Source organism: Actinoplanes auranticolor, assembly GCF_018332655.1.
Taxonomy (GTDB): Bacteria; Actinomycetota; Actinomycetes; order Mycobacteriales; family Micromonosporaceae; genus Actinoplanes; species Actinoplanes auranticolor.
In genome coordinates, this window is the sequence record NZ_BOQL01000086.1 from 52,301 (window position 1) to 68,914 (window position 16,614).

The 16,614-nt window shown below is 71.4% G+C and carries 16 protein-coding genes; 6 read left to right on the top strand and 10 right to left on the bottom strand.

What is annotated here, in order from left to right:
- Positions 1-50: 50 nt before the first annotated feature.
- A complete protein-coding gene (locus Aau02nite_RS43840; protein ID WP_246595892.1) occupies positions 51-1,307 on the top strand; it encodes an MFS transporter in 1,257 nt (418 codons plus the stop codon).
- Here Aau02nite_RS43840 and Aau02nite_RS43845 read toward each other — a convergent pair.
- The 5 genes from Aau02nite_RS43845 to Aau02nite_RS43865 are packed head-to-tail and all read right to left on the bottom strand — an operon-like array spanning position 1,304 to position 4,869.
- The gene (locus Aau02nite_RS43845) at positions 1,304-1,792 is read right to left on the bottom strand and encodes an SRPBCC family protein (RefSeq protein ID WP_212994612.1); all 489 of its coding nucleotides are present in this window, start codon (positions 1,790-1,792) and stop codon (positions 1,304-1,306) included. The genes Aau02nite_RS43840 and Aau02nite_RS43845 overlap by 4 nt on opposite strands.
- The gene (locus tag Aau02nite_RS43850) at positions 1,789-2,112 is read right to left on the bottom strand and encodes an ArsR/SmtB family transcription factor (RefSeq protein ID WP_212994613.1); all 324 of its coding nucleotides are present in this window, start codon (positions 2,110-2,112) and stop codon (positions 1,789-1,791) included. Before Aau02nite_RS43850 ends, Aau02nite_RS43845 begins: the two co-directional genes overlap by 4 nt.
- A gap of 56 nt (positions 2,113-2,168) precedes the next feature.
- Complete coding sequence (locus Aau02nite_RS43855) at positions 2,169-3,404, bottom strand: ATP-grasp domain-containing protein (protein WP_212994614.1); 1,236 nt, start codon at positions 3,402-3,404, stop codon at positions 2,169-2,171.
- Between the two features lie 11 nt (positions 3,405-3,415).
- Positions 3,416-4,441, bottom strand: a complete 1,026-nt coding sequence (locus Aau02nite_RS47610) for an alpha/beta hydrolase (RefSeq protein ID WP_212994615.1) — start codon at positions 4,439-4,441, stop codon at positions 3,416-3,418.
- A 41-nt stretch (positions 4,442-4,482) separates the two neighbouring features.
- A complete protein-coding gene (locus Aau02nite_RS43865; RefSeq protein ID WP_246595893.1) occupies positions 4,483-4,869 on the bottom strand; it encodes an STAS domain-containing protein in 387 nt (128 codons plus the stop codon).
- 300 nt (positions 4,870-5,169) lie between these two features.
- Here Aau02nite_RS43865 and Aau02nite_RS43870 point away from each other — a divergent pair, with 300 nt between their 5' ends.
- The 3 genes from Aau02nite_RS43870 (at position 5,170) to Aau02nite_RS43880 (ending at position 8,220) form a co-directional block, all read left to right on the top strand.
- Entirely contained in the window at positions 5,170-6,657 is a 1,488-nt protein-coding gene (locus Aau02nite_RS43870) for an amino acid permease (RefSeq protein WP_212994616.1), read from the top strand.
- A complete protein-coding gene (locus Aau02nite_RS43875; RefSeq protein ID WP_212994617.1) occupies positions 6,654-7,535 on the top strand; it encodes a universal stress protein in 882 nt (293 codons plus the stop codon). Before Aau02nite_RS43870 ends, Aau02nite_RS43875 begins: the two co-directional genes overlap by 4 nt.
- A 70-nt stretch (positions 7,536-7,605) precedes the next feature.
- A complete protein-coding gene (locus Aau02nite_RS43880) occupies positions 7,606-8,220 on the top strand; it encodes a hypothetical protein (protein ID WP_212994618.1) in 615 nt (204 codons plus the stop codon).
- Positions 8,221-8,230: 10 nt separating this feature from the next.
- Here the strand turns inward: Aau02nite_RS43880 and Aau02nite_RS43885 are convergent, their stop codons facing one another.
- The 5 genes from Aau02nite_RS43885 to Aau02nite_RS43905 all read right to left on the bottom strand — a co-directional run bounded on the left by Aau02nite_RS43885 (position 8,231) and on the right by Aau02nite_RS43905 (position 13,605).
- The gene (locus tag Aau02nite_RS43885) at positions 8,231-9,220 is read right to left on the bottom strand and encodes a serine/threonine-protein kinase (RefSeq protein ID WP_212994635.1); all 990 of its coding nucleotides are present in this window, start codon (positions 9,218-9,220) and stop codon (positions 8,231-8,233) included.
- Between the two features lie 94 nt (positions 9,221-9,314).
- Positions 9,315-10,184, bottom strand: coding sequence for a hypothetical protein (locus Aau02nite_RS43890; protein WP_212994619.1), 870 nt, complete (start codon positions 10,182-10,184; stop codon positions 9,315-9,317).
- A gap of 2 nt (positions 10,185-10,186) precedes the next feature.
- Positions 10,187-10,537 (bottom strand): S-adenosylmethionine decarboxylase, encoded by a 351-nt coding sequence (locus Aau02nite_RS43895; protein WP_212994620.1) that lies wholly within the window; start codon positions 10,535-10,537, stop codon positions 10,187-10,189.
- Positions 10,538-11,663: 1,126 nt separating this feature from the next.
- Complete coding sequence (locus Aau02nite_RS43900) at positions 11,664-12,551, bottom strand: hypothetical protein (protein WP_246595894.1); 888 nt, start codon at positions 12,549-12,551, stop codon at positions 11,664-11,666.
- Between the two features lie 118 nt (positions 12,552-12,669).
- Positions 12,670-13,605, bottom strand: a complete 936-nt coding sequence (locus tag Aau02nite_RS43905; protein ID WP_212994622.1) for a sulfotransferase family protein — start codon at positions 13,603-13,605, stop codon at positions 12,670-12,672.
- 827 nt (positions 13,606-14,432) lie between these two features.
- On the opposite strand from Aau02nite_RS43905, the gene Aau02nite_RS43910 reads away from it, so the two are divergent.
- On the top strand, positions 14,433-15,449 hold the full coding sequence (locus Aau02nite_RS43910; RefSeq protein WP_212994623.1) for a glycosyltransferase family 2 protein: 1,017 nt from the start codon (positions 14,433-14,435) through the stop codon (positions 15,447-15,449).
- 93 nt (positions 15,450-15,542) lie between these two features.
- Positions 15,543-16,499, top strand: a complete 957-nt coding sequence (locus tag Aau02nite_RS43915) for a glycosyltransferase family 2 protein (RefSeq protein WP_212994624.1) — start codon at positions 15,543-15,545, stop codon at positions 16,497-16,499.
- The last annotated feature ends 115 nt before the right edge of the window (positions 16,500-16,614 follow it).

The window sequence follows — 16,614 nt, forward strand, 5'->3', positions numbered from 1 at the left end:
CCGCCCCCGTGGGGCATCGCGGCCGCTCCCCCGCGTGCCACGATGACCCGGTGACCTCGTTGCCGTCCGACGCCGCTGCCGATGCCCGCCCTCCGACGCCGGACGCGGCGCCGGTCGTCCGCATGTCGGTGCTGCTGCTGGCCTACTTCGCCTTCATCAGCCTCGGTCTGCCGGACGGGCTGCTCGGCGTCGGCTGGCCGTCGATGGCCGGCGAGTTCCGGGTCGGCACCGACACCGTCGGCCTGCTGTTGTTCGCCGGTACGGCCGGCTATCTGGTCTCCAGCGTGGCGGCCGGCTTCAGCATCGCCCGGCTCGGGGTGGGCCGGCTGCTGGCCGTCAGCACCGCGCTGGCCAGCCTGGCGCTGGCCGGTTACGCGGTCTCGCCGGCCTTCGCCTTCCTCGTCCCGTGCGCCCTGATCGCCGGATTCGGCGGCGGGGCCATCGACGCCGGGCTCAACGCCTACGCCGCCGGTGCGTTCGGGCCCCGGCACATGAACTGGATGCACGCGTTCTTCGGCCTCGGCGTGGCCATCGGACCGCTGATCATGACCGCCGTGCTCAGCGGCGCCCTGTCCTGGCACTGGGGGTACGGGATCGTCGCCTCCGGCCAGGCGGTGCTCGCGCTGGCGTTCGCGCTGACCCGCCGTTCCTGGGCGCAGCACCGGGCCCGGCCGGCCACCGCGGAGCAGGGCGGCGACGCCGGGCCGGGCGGCGGTGCACCCACCCCGACCCGGATCGCCGTGACGCTGGCGATCCCCGCGGTGTGGATCAGCGCGGCCGCCTTCGCCGTCTATGTGGCGCTGGAGATCACCGCCGGGCTGTGGGCGTTCCTGTTCCTCACCAACGAGCGGGGCGTCAGCTCGGCCGTCGCGGGCATCTGCGTGTCGGCGTACTGGGCGAGCCTGTTCGTCGGCCGGGTCGTGCAGGGGTTCGTCGTCGAGCGGGTCGGCACCACCCGGATCCTGGTGGGCAGCCTGATCGGCCTGGTGGCGGGCTCGGGGCTGGTGGCGCTGCCCGGCCCCGGCTGGCTCGCCGTGGCCGGCCTGATGGTCATCGGCTTCGCCGCGGCGCCGGTGTTCCCGCTGCTCACGCTGACCACGGCCGACCGCGTCGGGCCGCTGCACGCCGACCGGACGATCGGCGTGCAGATCGGCGCGGCGGGCCTGGGCGGTGCGCTGATCCCGGCCGGCGTCGGGGTCCTGATCGACCGGATGGGCGAGCAGGTCCTCGGCCCGGCGCTGATCGTGCTGTCGCTGTTGCTGCTCGGGCTGTACGCGATCACGCACCGCCGCCGGCCACCCGCCTAGAAGGTGCCGCCCTGGTCGACCAGGGCGGCGAAGCGGGTCAGGTACAGCGGCCAGCCCTCGTCGTGGGCGACGCCGTCGCGGACCGACTCCCAGCCGGGGCCGTGCCGGTCGATGTGGCGGTGTTCCAGTTCCACCCGGGTGCGCTGCGGGGTCTCGGCGACGAACCGGACCTCGACCTCGCTGGTGTTCTCCGGGTCGTCCTCGACCTGCCACTGCGGGTTGATGTCCCAGCTGAACACGACCCGGTCCGGCGGGTCGCAGGCCAGCACCCGGGCCCAGCGGCACTCGCTGCCGTCGGTGCCCCGGTCGTAGATGTGCCCGCCGGCCTCGGCCTCGAACACGGTCTCGGCGATCGGCACGCCCAGCAGGTTGTGCTCCGGCGGCTTGAAGTCGCCGAAGCGTTCGGTGAACAGGGTGAAAGCGCGTTCGATGGGCGCCTGCACGACGATCTGCCGGCGGACCACCTGCTCCGCTGTCTCGGTCATGACGTCTCCTCGGTCGATTGGTCGGCGACGTCCTGATAGCCCTCCAGGGCACGGGTCCAGAACGTCTCGAGCTGATCGCGCAGGGCCCCCACACCGGCCGGGTTGAGCCGGTAGACCCGGCGGGTGCCGGCCGCGCGGTCGGTGACGAGCCCGGCCTCCTTGAGCACCTTGAGGTGCTGCGAGACGGCCGGCCGGCTGATCGGCAGCTCGTCGGCGAGCTCCCCGACGGCCCGGGGCCGTACGGCCAAGCACTCGAGGATGGCGCGCCTACTGGGATCGCCCAGTGCGTCCCAGCCGTCCTCCGGTTGGTAAGTAGCCACGAACGGAAAGCTACGACTTACCGAGGGCTCCCGTCAAGGGGCGGGTACGGCGCAGCTCAGGCGTGATCGCGGAGCCAGGCGTCGATCAGGCCGTTGAAGTGGCCCAGGAACCGCTCGTGCTCGTGCGGCGGATACATCGCGCGGACCGTCTCGCGCAGCAGGGAACGGAACTCCTCGGAGCCGACCCACTCGGCGACCATCTCGTCGACGTGGCCCAGGTACTTGGCGCAGAACTCCTCGTACCGCTCGGTCTCGAAGTAGTCGTCGGCGAGCCGGCGGTAGCGGGCGAGCTTCTGCCCGTAGTCCAGCGACGGGTCGTCGCCGACGGCGAAGTACTCCGCGGTGTCGGTGTCCAGCCGCGGCTTGCGCCCGGTGACGACGCAGTAGATCGTCCAGCGCAGCAGCGCCGACATCGCCCACGGGAAGTAGTAGTGCAGCGACGTCACGGCCACGTCGGGGCAGGCGTTGGCGTAGTCGATGGGGTGTACCTCGGTGCCCTTGACCAGCGACTCGCAGCTGTTGAACTCCCAGCGGAAGAACGCGTTCACCAGCCTCGAGATGGTCACGACCTCGTCGCCCACGTCGGGGCTGAGGAAGTCGTGGTCCACCGCGTAGCGCTCGTGCATGGGCAGCTCAGGCCGGAACTTCATGACCATGGTCTCCGGGCCGATGGTCAGCGACCGGGCGAACACGTCGTAGTCCTCGACGGCCGCCTGCAGGTGCATGAGCCGCTCACCGGAGGCGTCGTACGCGGCGTGCAGCTCGGCCACATCGCGGATCTTGGACACGCCGACCCAGGCCCCGCCGTCGTACGGCTTCATGTACATCGGATAGCCCACGGACTCGGCCAGCGCCTCCAGGTCGAACGGCTGGTTGTAGCGCGCCGAGGTGTAGGCGTACCGGGAGTTGTCCAGGGGGTTCTTGAACGGCACCAGCACGGTCTCCGGCACCTTGAGCCCGAGCCGCAGCATGGCGCAGTACGCGGCGTGCTTCTCCATCGACTGGAAGGTGAACGGGCTGTTGAGCAGGTACACGTCGTCCATCAGCGCGATCTTCTTGAGCCACTCGCGCGGGTGGTAGTACCAGTAGGCGAGCCGGTCGATGACCAGGTCGTGCTTCGGCGAGTCCCGCAGGTTGAACGGCTCGATGGTGACCCGCACGCTGCGGGTGCGGTGGGTGCGGCCCTGGGGGTCGGTGACCACACCGACGCGGCGCAGCAACGCCTCGTACGCCCGCGGCCAGTCGTCCTCGGTGCCCAGCAGCAGTCCGATGGTGTGCTCGACGTCGGCCATGGCGCCTCCCGTTAAAGAAACACTGTCTGCAGCAACGTGGTCAGGTGCGGGTCGAGGGCGTCACGCCAGCCGGTCCAGTTGTGCGCGTCGGGCACCTCGGTGAAGCTGACCGGGTAGTCCTGGCGGGCCAGCGCCGCCGCCATGTCCCGGTTGTTCGCCAGGTTCTCCTCCACCGCACCACAGGTGACGACTGCGGGGACCGGGCCGGCGAACGCGGGGGCCCGCAGCACCCGGCCGGTGAACCGGACGATGCGCAGGTAGCGCCGGAAGCCGGACTCCTGCCGGTCGTAGCGCGGCTGGAAGAAACTGCCGGACTGCAGGAACAGCCCGGCGAAGCGCTGCGGGTGGCGGCGCTGGGCGTGCAGCACGGCCAGGGCGCCGAGGCTGGCGCCGGCCGCGACCACCGGCCGGTCGGTGCCCAGCTCGGCGGCGAGCTTGGGCAGCACGTCGCGGGTCAGCGCCCGGGCGTACGCCGGACTGGCCGAATACCACTCGAAGCGCTCCCCCGGCGGCAGCAGCACGAGATGGTACGGCGGCACCCGGCCCGCCCCGATCATCGCCGCGGTGTAGCGGCCCAGCTCGCCGTACCGGTGGTAGTCGGGGCCGTCGTGGGCGACCAGCACCCGGTCGGTGTTCGTGTCCGGCGACCAGACGCGGGCGACCATCTCGCTGCGCACCGCCGGCATCGGCAGGTAGACGTCGCGCCACTGACCGGTGGCCTGGGGCAGGTGCAACCAGCCGGGCTCGCGGTAGCCGGGACACACCAGGACCGAGACGTCCCCGGCGCGCCGGGGGTTGTCCGGGTCGGCCACGGTCTCGGTGGTGCCGTCCCGGCGGTCCAGGTCGAGCTGATACTCGATGCGGTGCACGGGGGGCCGGGGCAGGCGCAGCTGCCAGGTGCGGGTCTCGCCGTCGTAGGCGAAGTCGCCGGCGGCCACGCCGCTGCGCAGCCGGACGGCGGTCAGCCGGTGTTCATGATCTTGGAGCCGGAAGCAGACCTCGGTGCCGTCGCACCACGCCCCGACCGCCGGTTCCATGACGGCACCATAACCGGCGGACCGGCCCGCCTGCAGCAGTCTCAGGGGGTGTATGTCTGCGGGCCCGGTGACGCCGACGGCAGCCCGAACATCTCCGCCAGGCCGGTGATCCGCAGCTGGCGGTGCACGAACTCGCTCGGGTTGCGCAGCACGAACCGGCTGCCGGTCTCGCGGGCGGCGTTGTAACCGGAGACGAGGGCGCCGACGCCCATCGAGTCCATGAACGTCACGAAGGTCAGATCGACGATCATCGAGACCGGGCGCTCGGCGTGCAGGGTGCTCACCAGCGCGTGCCGCAGCGCGTCCACGGTGGCCGCGTCCAGTGAGCCGCGCACGTCGACCACGATCGCGCCGTCCGCCTGCCGCCGCGTGGTCATCACGGCCTCGCCCATGGTCTCGCCCTCCGCACCGGTTACCCGTGGGCCCACGCTACAACGCCCGCCGTTCACCCCGCAGGCTGCCGGACGTTTCCGTGCGCCGAGCGGACAGCCGGTGCGCCGAGCGTCATGGCGAGGTCACCCACCGCGAGCCGCAAAGAGCAACCGCAGCGGGCAAGTTCGCCGCATCATGCAGATCATCTTGCGGTTTCCGCAGGTGGACGGCCACGGTCTCAGCGGTGGTCATCGATGCACCCCGCTCGCATCCGGCCACACCCGGGGCGCGGCCGGGGATGTGTCCACGACGGCGGACTCCACGCGGCCGCCGAGGCATGTGGAGGGTGGGCCAGCATGGCCACAGGCTCGAACCGAAGGCCGGGAATGTTCGCGATCCGCGATGTCCGGTCGCTGATCTCCGAGACCACCGAGGAAGGCCACGGGCTCAAGAAGGCCGTCGGCTCCACGCAGCTGACCGCCATGGGTGTGGGTGCCATCATCGGCACCGGCATCTTCGTGGTGATCGGTGAAGGGGCCGGCGTGGCCGGCCCGGCGGTGATACTCTCCTTCGTGCTCGCCGCGGTGGCGTGCGCGTTCTCCGCCCTGTCCTACGCCGAGCTGGCGTCGTCCATCCCGGTCTCCGGCAGCGCCTACACCTACACCTACGCCACCCTGGGCGAGATCGTGGCCTGGATCATCGGCTGGGACCTGATTCTGGAGTACGGGGTGTCGGTGGCCGCCATCGCGGTCGGCTGGGGCGGCAACCTGAACGCCTTCCTCGACTCGGCCTTCGGGGTGGCGCTGCCGGACGCGATCTCCAAGTCACCCGAGGACGGCGGCATCTTCAACCTGCCGGCCGTCTTCATCGTGCTGGCGATCACCGCGCTGCTGGTCCGCGGGGTGACCGAGAGCGCCCGGGTCAACCTGGTCATGGTCGGCGTCAAGCTTGCGGTGCTGCTGTTCTTCATCGTGGTGGCGCTGGTCAACTTCGGCACCGGCAACTTCCAGCCGTTCGCCCCGAGCGGGGTGGACGGGGTGACCGCGGCCGCGGCGATCATCTTCTTCGCGTACATCGGATTCGACGCGGTCTCCACCGGCAGTGAGGAGGCCCGCAACCCGGCCAAGGACCTGCCCCTGGCGATCATCGGATCGCTGATCATCTGCACGATCTTCTACGTGCTGACCGCGGTCGGCGCGATCGGCATCGCCAGCCCGGCGCAGCTCGAGGCGAGCGACGCGCCGCTGGCCGCGGCCCTGGACGAGGGGGCCGGGATCAGCTGGGCGGCCTCGATCCTGGCGCTGGGCGCGGTCGTGGCCATCACCAGCGTCGTGCTGGTCATCCTGTACGGCCAGACCCGCATCTTCTTCGCCATGTGCCGCGACGGCCTGCTGCCGCAGCGCTTCGCCACGGTCAACCAGCGGTACGGCACCCCGGCCCGGCTCACCATCGTGCTCGGCGTGCTCATCTCGGTCCTGGCCGCGCTGGTGCCGCTGTCGGAGATCGTCAAACTGGTCAACATCGGTACGCTGTTCGCCTTCGTGCTGGTCAACGTCGGCGTGATCATCCTGCGCCGGACCCGGCCCGAGATGCCCCGGCCGTACCGGGTGCCGTGGTCGCCGTTCCTGCCGATCCTCGGCGTGCTCTTCGCCGTCTACCTGATGGCGGACCTGCCGCTGAGCACCTGGATCCGGTTCCTGATCTGGCTCGCCCTGGGCCTGGCCATCTACTTCCTGTACGGCTACCGGCACTCCCGGCTGCGCACCCCCGGCCCGGACGGCGGCACGCCGAGCTGGGCCCGGGACACCACGCCGGAGACGCCGCCGCCCGGGGATCCGCGGTGACCGCCCCGGCGACCGCCCCCGTCATCGTCGGGGTGGACGGCGGCCCGTCCGCCGAGGACGCGCTGGCCTTCGGCCGGTGGGCGGCGACCACCCTGGGCGCGCCGCTCGTGGTGGCCGTGGTGCACCCCGCGCCGTCCGCGCTGGGCTCGGGCCGGGTGGACGCCGAGTGGGTCGCCGACCGGCACCGGGCCGCCGAGGCCGTCCTGGACCAGGCCCGGTCCGTGCTGGGCGGCGACGCCGGCGAGGTCACGTACCGGGTCGTCGCGTCGACCTCGGCCGCGCACGGCCTGCACGACCTCGCCGAGGAGCTGGCCGCGGAGACGATCGTGGTCGGCTCCGGCCGGGCCGGGCCGAAGCACCGGCTCTTCGCCGGCAGCACGGCCGACCGGCTGCTGGCCGGCAGCCACTGCCCGGTAGCGGTCGCCCCGGCCGGGATGGAGGCGCCGCCGGGTGCGGTGGGCCGGATCGGCGTCGCGTACGTCGACACACCTGACGGGCGGGCGGCGCTCGAGACGGCGGGCCGGCTGGCCAGGCGCACGGGGACCCCGCTGCGGCTCTACACGGTCGTCGCGGAGGCCGACGCGACGCTGCCGTTCCTGGTCGGCCAGGACGCCGAGCACGCCTTCCTGGACACCGCCCGGGAGACCTACGAGCTGTCGCTGAGCCGGGCCGCGGAGACCGTCGCCGGCGTCGACACGGACTGGGAGGTCCGCACCGGCGACGTGGTGGAGTCGCTCGCCGATCTCGACGAGGTCGACGTGCTGTTCTGCGGCTCCCGCGGATACGGCCCGGCCCGCCGGGTGCTGCTCGGCGGGGTGTCGGCCCGGCTGGTGCGCCGGGCCCGGCGGCCCGTGGTGGTGGTCCCGCGCAGCGGCTGAGAGGTGTCCCGTGCCGCCCGCGGAGCGCTCCCGCTGGGCGGCACGGGCTCATACCTGACATGCTGCGGCAGTGCGCGCGCTCCCCGACGACCAGCCGTGGGTCTTCGACCTGGTCTCACCCGACCAGGCCCGGCGCGCGGCGGCGCTGGCCCGGCACGACGCACTGCTGGCCGAGGCGATGCGCTCCCGGCAACGCGCCAACGACATCTGGGCCCGGCAGGGCTGGAACCGCGCCGCGCAGAACACGGTCCGGCGCCGCCTCGACCTGACCCTCGACGGCCTCATCAGCGCTTTCTGCCGGGCCGAGGACCCGGCTGTCCGGGCGCACTACGCGCCGTACGCGGTGCTGTACCTGCGCTGGGAGGAGCGTTTCCTGCCGGAGCTGCGCAAGTCCTGGATCTGCTCGCCGTGGACCACCAAGGAAGTGGTGCTGCGCGACTTCACCCGCGGCGGGGTACCGGCGGAGCAGGAGCCCGACCTCGCCGAGCTGATCATGGCGGCTCTGCGGCGGCCGTACCGGTGCAAGGACTGGCTGTACGCCGGCCTGCTGCGCCATGTCGCGCCGCCGCCCGAGCGGATCGCGGAGCTGGACGAGGAGCGGGCCGGCTTCGTCCGGCACGTCCTCGACCACCCCGAGCTGACCATCACCCGCTTCACCTATCCGCGCTGGCTGGCGGGTCGCTGAGGCGGCCGGCTCAGCCGGCGCGGTGCCGGCCGGGACGGTCGCCGAGGTACGTGGTGTCCAGGTCGGCCTCGACGGGCAGCGCCATGTTCGTCGGCGCCTCGGCCGCGCGCTCGTCCCAGGCCGACACCCGGGAGGGCCTCGGCATCACCGAGCTCAGGTCCACCAGCGGCACGTACACCCGCGCGTCCACGGCCTCGGCCAGCAGCAGAGCGGCCACCAGGGCGGTGGGGCGCTCGGCCGGGTCCCGGTGCAGGCAGCGCGAGCAGAGGTCGAGCACCTCCGGCGCCATGCCCTCGATGACCGGCAGCGGGTCCGGGTCGCGGTGCCGCTGGGCCTCCACGAGCTCGGTGTGGGTGGCGGCCTGCCAGGGCAGCCGGCCGGACAGGCAGTGGTAGAGCAGCACGCCGAGGGAGTACATGTCGGACGCCGGGGTCGCCGGCAGCCCCTCGAAGCGTTCCGGGGCGACGTAGGCGGGCGTACCCATGACCGGGCCGTCCGGGTCGGGATCGTGGCTGCCGATCGCCGCCGCGATGCCGAAGTCGAGCACCTTGGCCCCGGCCGGGGTCAGCATGATGTTGGCCGGCTTGATGTCGCGGTGCACGACCTGCTCGGAGTGGGCGGCGGCCAGCGCGGCCGCGACCTCGGCGCAGACGCGTACGGCGATGCGCCAGTCGAGAAGCCCGGCGCCGAGGTGCTCGCTGAGCGTCTGCCCGTCGACCAGCTCCATGACGATGTACGGCACCTCGTGCCCCGGCGTCAGCGACGTGCCGAAGTCGTGCACGCCGGCGACATTGGGGTGCGCGAGCCGGGCAGCCGAGCGCGCCTCGGTGCGGACCAGGTCCACGCCGTTGACCTCACCCAGCGTGCCCTCGACCGCGGGCGCCATGATCTTGACGGCCACGGGCCGGTCGAGCACCTGGTCGTGTCCACGCCACACTTCGGACATACCGCCGATGCCGATGCGCTGCTGGAGCTGATACCGCCCGCCCAGCGTCCGCATTGCCGCCCCCTGTTCCGTCACCGCGAGCTCGCCCCCCTCGTGGTTGCAGGCGACGTACCCTCGCCTCCGGCTGGGCAAACGCGGGCGGTGGGCATCAGCCGATCGAGTCGAGGCGGAAGACGCCCTGCTCGCCCGGCACGACGACGATGTGGTCATCGACGTCCTTACCCGTACCGATGCGCAGCGACACGCCGGCCGCGACCCGGCGGGTGAGCAGCTTGCGCAGGCCGCCGCGGCGCAGCGTGGCCCGGCCGGGCCGGGCGGCCCGGCGCATCCGCGCGGCCTGCTCGCGCACGGCGGCCTCGATGGCCGGGAAGTCCATGTGGACAGCGCGGTTCTCGGCCGAGCCGAGGTACTCGAACGGCCCGGAGCCGGCCAGCGTCCGCATCGGCACGCCGATCGTCGTGAGGTTGCGGTACGCGCCCTTGTCGAGCATCGACACCGCGTGCCGTACACCGTGGCGCCGGCCCAGGACCAGGAAGGTCCGGTAGATCATGGTGCTGACCAGCAGAGCCGACCGGCGTCCGCGGTACTGCGGCAGCACCGCGAGGGTGGCGCAGTCCCACACCTTCTCACCGTTCATGCCGTGCGCGGCGAGGATGGTGGCGACGTCCGCGCCGACGTGCGGCGGGGCGTCGTCGACGGTCTTGACCCCGGCGCCGTGGCTCTCGATCATCCGGGCCACGCCGGCCGGTACGCCCCGCTTGCGATCGATGACCACGAAGAACAGGCTGCGCGCCTCGTACGGTCCGTACTCGGCGGCCATCACCGCGGCGTCGTTGCCGAACGTCTCGGAGAAGACCTGCCGCTCCAGGGCCCGGCCGACTGCGGCCAGGTCGCTGTCCGGCCCGACGACCGCCGTCACGAACCGGCCGCCCGTGGGGTGCGCGGCCAGGAACGCCGCGGTGATGCGCCGCACGGCGGCCGGGTCGAGGTCGTAGCGGGCCGTGGTCGCAGGGCTCATGCTCAGAACTCCTTGGCGACGAGCTCGGTGGTCCGGAAGTACTCCTTGGTGAAGTCGATGACCGTCTGCGGGTCGAACGCCTTGCAGGTGTAGATGTCGACGCTGAAGAACGAGATCGGGCGCTCCCACGAGTAGAAGTGTGCGCCGGAGGTCTCCCAGTGGATCCAGCCGGCCCAGCCGTACAGGTCGCTGACGTGGGTGACCGGCTCGATGATCGTGATCATGTCGGTGACGTCCGAGAGCTTCTTCAGATAGTCCTTGATGTGCTCGTCGGTGATCACGAACGTCGGGTACCCCTCGACGACCATGCGCTGGCGGGTGATGGTCGGGGCGAGGTCCTTGAAATCCAGCATGTCTGCGGTGCCTTCCGGGTGCGGGGGGATCGGGAGCGGGGCGGTGCGGGTCACCACGAGGGAGCGGTGCTGGGCCGTGGCCGTAGGGGCGGCCGGGGAGTACGGCCCTTCACCGAAGGTGACCGCATGTCATCACCCTTAGTGGTGATCGGGGGTGCGGGGAGCGGCATGTCGGTTCCTTCGCGGTAACGATTGCGCAGCGTGTGGGGCTTTTGAGGGAGAAGCCGGACTCGCTCGCTTCTGTCACCAAATCTACCGCAGCGCTACGCAGAGTCAACTGACCACTGAGCTGCGGTGCTGCTGGCCGAGCGGCCATCCCGGGCTGCCCGAATGAGCGGGGTCACGACACAGGGACCCCGACAGGTCTATCTCGGCTCACAGGATTCGCCCAGCAGCACCGAAGCGCCCGGCAACCGGACGGCGGGCGGAGGAGTCGGGCAGTGTGGCCTCACCAGCACAGATAGGCCGGAACACCCGATGTCCGAATAGTCGCAGTGGTACGGATCACTCGCAGCGTCGTCACTCTGCGCATTTTCCCGGGTGCAGCCTGGTTATATCTGGCGCCGCCCACCGCCGATACCACGCAGTGTAGTCAGTCAGCTGCTCATCATGACGCACCGTCCGGCACGTATCCGTGGTCCCCGCCGGCAAGAGACGGATCTGTCCAGGAACAGGAGCCCTCGGACGACGGACTGGCCCACGAGGGGGCCCACGGTGTCCTCACCGACGAAGAACCGGCGACAGTCAACGCCGCTTTCGGGGCGGTCATCGGCGACGTCCGCGAAATGCGGAAGCAAGGGCGGATGCGCGACCCGGCCGCCGGACCGCCCGGGTGCCGACCCATTCCTGGTCGTGCAGGCCGCTGCGCGCGGTACTGGCCGCCGGAGCACACGCAATCACCACCTCGACCGCGATCCGTGGTACCGGGTCCAGCAGTCGTGAAGCGGAGACAAACATGGCGGAGCCCGTCCTCGTGGGACGGGCTCCGCCATGGACGGTCTCTCGGTACTGATCCGCCGTTGATGGTGGCGGGCCCCGGAGACCGGGCGTTATGCGATCGACGCTAGGCCAGGTCGATCTTGAGCGGTGAGCCGGGCCCGGTGTTCGTGACCCGCCTCTCATGCCGTCAGTAGACGAGCTCCGTCCGCAGATCATGAGCGCCGTCCTGGCGGGTGGCCTCGTAGTAGATGCGCCGGCGGCCGTCGGGCAGGGTGACCAGGCTCAGGTACCGCAGGCCGTTGGGGGCGTACGGGCTGCCGACCGGCTCGCCGTCCTCCGCGGTCAGCTCGCCGAAGCTGCCGTCCGGCAGGCGCACCCCGCGAGCGGTACCGGTGCGCTCCTCCCAGTTCTCCCCCGCGGTCGCGCGGCCGTCGTAGGCCGCCACGATGGTGTCGCCGTCCACGGACACCGACGAGACCCGCACGCCGCGCGCGTCCCACTGACCCGGACGGCCAGCCAGGGCCGTGCCGCGCCAGGTCCACTGCACGCCGTCGGGGCTGGTGGCGTACTCGGTGGTCATCCGGTCCGCGTCGTCCCACGACTCGAGCGGGTGCACCGACGCCCACAGGTGCCAGCCGTACTCGTCGTGGTGCAGCACCGGGTCCTTGACGCCGACCGTCTCGTCACCGGCGAGGACCGTGTGCGGCGTGGCCGTGGCCAGCCCCTCGGGGGTGTCGGCCTCGAGCAGGTCGACCCGCCAGTGTTTGGTGCCCGGGGTGGCCGCGCTGACATAGAGCCGCCAGCGACCCTGCGGCGTGCGGACCAGCGCCGGGCGCTCCAGCGACTCGGCACCGAAGGCGTCCTTGCCCACTTCGGCCACGACGGTGAAGCGCAGCCCGTCGGCCGAGCGCGCGACGACGTTGGAGATGCCCCGGCCCGCACCGATCGGCAGCCGCAGCCGGTACGCCAGATAGACCTCACCGTCCGCGACGATCGAGGACGGCGCGCCCGCCCAGGCACCCGGCTCGTCACCGGGCGGCTCGACCACCACCGTGGCTTCTTCCCAGCGAGGCAACGGGAGAGCTTGAGTTCCGATGGACAAGGCGGCTCCGTTTCGTGGCGTCGGCGACACAGCGAAGAGTATCGGGTCAAGTTTGCATCATCTATAGAGATAATAGGGATTCGAGGGCCCGTCACCGCGCGCGGGCGTGTCGGTCCACGGAGAGCCAGTCGTCGTAGCGCTCCCCCGTGACGTCCTGTAGCAACGCTATGTCGTCAACGAACAAAGGCAGCAGCGCGGCACGCTCCTGCGGGGTGGTCACCGGCCGGGTGCCCTGCTTGCGGTGCAGCAGCGTCAGGATCGGGCCGCGGGCGGCCAGGCGCAGCGGTACGGGGAACCGGTGGCCGAACTGCCCGCCGGTGCGCAGCAACCCGCGCAGCACCCGGTTGACGCCGTTGTCCTCGACGACGTGCCGGTTCACGTTCTCCCGGGGGATCTCACGCAGCACGCCGGCCGGTACGCCGAGGAAGTCGCAGACCCGGTCCAGGGTGGCAGCCGGCGCGTCCTTGAGGTCGCGGTAGCGCAGCAGCAGCACCTGCTCGCGAGGGAACACCTTGTAGAGGTGCTGCACCTGGCGGCCGTACAGCCCGAGGCTGATGTAGTGCCAGAAGTGGGCCCAGCCGTCCGCCCGGCGCTGCTCCTCGGCCCGGCAGGCGGTGAGGAAGTCGGCCTCCGGCTCCAGGCCCGCGCTCCACAGGTGGGTCCAGTTGGAGTGCGCCCGGTCCACCGGGTCGCGCAGCAGCAGGATCAGCTTCGCGTCCGGGACCAGGGCCTGGATGCGGTCGTGGGCGTCGAGGTCGTACAGGTAGAAGGGGGTGGCCTCGCCCCGCAGCGTTCCCGGCGGGGCCGGCGCGAACAGCGCCTCGTAGTCGGCGCGGCGCCACACGTGCTCCTGATAGGTCTGCACGTCACCGGGTCCGCCGAGCGTGGGCGGCGGACCGTCGGACAGGAAGAACTTCGGCTCCTTGACCCTGGACAGGTAGAGCTGCGGGTGCCGGACCAGCGCGGCGTGCAGAGCCGTGGTGCCCGCCTTCGGGACGCCGGCGATCAAGAAGCCCGGGAGCGGCATGGGGCTACCTCCTCGTACGGCGCGGCGGCGCCACCCGGCGAGGCGCGCGGCGCCCCGCGAAGTAGAAGTTAGCCTACAGAAAGAGTAGGTTTTCGCGACCCGGCGTCCACACCGTGAGCAGCAGGGTGTTTACCCGCCGGCGGGGCGACCACTCCTCCGCGGCGACCCCGGTCCCGCTCAACCGCGCCGGTGCCACCAGCGGCGACGCCGGAAACGCGGGCAGCGCTCGGGGCCGCAGAACGCGCACTCGGTGCCGGCCCGATGGTGCTCGTGGGCGGATCGCTGATGGCCGCAGATACACAGCGCGTCGGTCGTCGTCACCGGATCACCCACGGTGTCGACGACCGCGCGGTACGCCGCACAGCCGGCACTGACATCACAGTGACAACTTATCCATCGACACCCCACCGCGCCGCCCAGCCCGAGATCTAACCCGTTGGCAACCAACAAATTACGCACCGTTACATCACACAGAGTGATTCGGATCACTGGGCTTTATCCGACATTAGGACTATGTCCTACTCGCGACCATGGATCCGTTGACTGGACCGCAATGGCGCCGATATGCCGGTCTCCGACCTCCAGCGCCTCTCCGTCCGTTACTGAATGTAACAGTTGGGGCTTGCGGCTGGTCTTGTTGCCCATGTGCATAACCCCAGGTCATTCGATTGGTCAGGGTTCACCGCACGGGCATCGGCACCCTGGCCCTTTGGTTAGTTGACGCTACGTAGCGTGTTGCTAGATTTAGCGGCAGAAGCGAGCGACTTGGGTTTCCCTCCCCGGAAACCGCCGATTACGTCGCAACTGCCGCCCCCGAAGGGACCGACATGCAGCTTTCCACGACCTCGGGAAACACGCCGAGTAACGGGCAGCCGTCACCGACCGTAAGCGTCGTGATTCCGACCTTGAACGAAGAGCGGAACCTGCCGCACGTGTTCGCCAAACTGCCCGACGGCATCGACGAGGTGATCGTGGTCGACGGCGGATCGCGGGACCGCACGGTCGCCGTGGCCCGCCAGCTGCGCCCGGACGTGGTGATCGTGCAGCAGACCCGTACCGGCAAGGGCAACGCCCTGGCCTGCGGCTTCGCCGCCTGCACGGGCGACATCATCGTGATGATCGACGCCGACGGCTCGACCGACCCGGCCGAGATCCCGAGCTTCGTCGCCGAGCTCGTCGCCGGCGCCGACTTCGTCAAGGGCTCGCGCTTCGACAAGGGCGGGCACAGCCACGACATCACCAAGCTCCGCAAGCTCGGCAACGACGGCCTCAACCTGGTGGTGAACGTCCTGTTCGGGACCCGGTTCACCGACCTCTGCTACGGCTACAACGCCTTCTGGCGCCGGGTCGTGCCGACCCTGGCCCTGCCCGACCCGGCCCTGCCGCGGCCCACCGACGGCAGCAAGCTGTGGGGCGACGGGTTCGAGATCGAAACGATGATCAACATCCGGGCCGCCGCCGACGGTATGAAGGTCGGCGAGGTCGGCAGCATCGAACACGCCCGCATCCACGGCCAGAGCAACCTGAACACCTTCCGGGACGGCTTCCGGGTGCTGCGCACCATCTTCAGCGAGTACGGCCGGATGCGCCGCCAGCGCCGTGACGGCAGCCAGGGCACCGGCGTCATCCTGCACCAGCACCCGACCGCCACCCCGGCGAACACGGCGCCGGTGCACGCGCTGAACAAGGTGGTCAACCGGCCGCCCGCCGCCGGGGTCACCCCGGCCGGCGACCCCCGCCAGCACGTCGCGCACCTCAATCGGGGCCTGCGCCGCGACGACGTCGGCACCCGCCGTACCGACGACATCCGGGCGCTGCAGTCCCGCGCCACCCGCGAGGACTGAGCCACCCCGCAGCGGAAAACCCAGGCAACTTCCCGACCGGGCTCTCCCGCCCTGCAGTCCCCCGGTCCCCCACCCGTCCCGAGGAGCACCCGCGTGGAACCCACCCCCCGCCCCGCCGTCAGCATCGTCATCCCGACCCACAGCGAGCAGCGCTGGAACGCCCTGGTGCGCACCGTCGCCTCAGCGCGGTCGCAGACGTACACCCCGGCAGAGATCGTCGTCGTGGTCGACCACAACCCGGCGTTGTTCCGCCGGGCCCGCCGCGACCTGGCCGGCGTGACCGTCCTGGAGAACCTCTACACCCAGGGCGTGTCCGGCAACCGCAACACGGGAGCGTTCCACACCAGCACCTCGCTGATCGCCTTCCTCGACGACGACACGGTGGCCGACCCGCACTGGCTGGAGCTGCTGGTCCAGCCGCTGGCGGCGGCTCCCGAGGTGGTCGGCGCCGGCGGTGGCATCGACCCGGCCTGGGAGGGACCGGCCCCGACCTGGATGCCGGAGGAGTTCCTCTGGGCCGTCGGCGGCTCGTACGCCGGCATGCCGACGACCACCGCGCCGGTGCGCAACGTGTGGTCGGCCAGCATGATCGTGCGCCGCGACACCTTCCTGTCGGTCGGCGGGTTCCGGACCGGCTTCGGCAAGCTCGGCAGCCAGAACCGGCCCGAGGACACCGAGCTGTGCCTGCGGATGAGCGCGCTGGCCGGCGGCCGCTGGATGTACGTGCCCGCCGCGGTGATTCGTCATGCGGTACCGGCGAGCAGCTCGACCTTCGGCTTCTTCCTGCGCCGCTGCTACGCCGAGGGGCGCGGCAAGGTCGCCATGGCGGGCCTGCTGGACGGCGCGCAGAGCCTCGGCTCGGAACGCGACTACCTGCGCTCGCTGCCCCGGGCAGTGCTGCGCAACCTCGTCGCCGCCACCCGCGGCCGGGGTGCCCACCACGCGCTCAAAGCCGGCGGGGTCCTGGCCGGCGTCGCGGCGGCCGGGGTCGGCGGGGTCGTGGAGACCGTCGCCGCCCGCCGTACCGTCACCGCCGGAGCGACCCGATGACCGCCGGGGTGAACGGGGCCGGCGTGAACGGCAGGGTGTGGGTGCCGGCGCAGCGCACCGACGAGATGATCACCGCGCCCTCGTTCGAGCCCAGCGGCGAGGTGCTGCCGGCTAC

Bases quoted from the DNA above. Each gene is read 5' to 3' on its own strand.
- Aau02nite_RS43845 (WP_212994612.1), bottom strand. From the start codon at position 1,792: ATGACCGAGACAGCGGAGCAGGTGGTCCGCCGGCAGATCGTCGTGCAG.
- Aau02nite_RS43855 (WP_212994614.1), bottom strand. From the start codon at position 3,404: ATGGCCGACGTCGAGCACACCATCGGACTGCTGCTGGGCACCGAGGAC.
- Aau02nite_RS47610 (WP_212994615.1), bottom strand. From the start codon at position 4,441: ATGGAACCGGCGGTCGGGGCGTGGTGCGACGGCACCGAGGTCTGCTTC.
- Aau02nite_RS43870 (WP_212994616.1), top strand. From the start codon at position 5,170: ATGGCCACAGGCTCGAACCGAAGGCCGGGAATGTTCGCGATCCGCGAT.
- Aau02nite_RS43885 (WP_212994635.1), bottom strand. From the start codon at position 9,220: ATGCGGACGCTGGGCGGGCGGTATCAGCTCCAGCAGCGCATCGGCATC.
- Aau02nite_RS43890 (WP_212994619.1), bottom strand. From the start codon at position 10,184: ATGAGCCCTGCGACCACGGCCCGCTACGACCTCGACCCGGCCGCCGTG.
- Aau02nite_RS43895 (WP_212994620.1), bottom strand. From the start codon at position 10,537: ATGCTGGATTTCAAGGACCTCGCCCCGACCATCACCCGCCAGCGCATG.
- Aau02nite_RS43905 (WP_212994622.1), bottom strand. From the start codon at position 13,605: ATGCCGCTCCCGGGCTTCTTGATCGCCGGCGTCCCGAAGGCGGGCACC.
- Aau02nite_RS43910 (WP_212994623.1), top strand. From the start codon at position 14,433: ATGCAGCTTTCCACGACCTCGGGAAACACGCCGAGTAACGGGCAGCCG.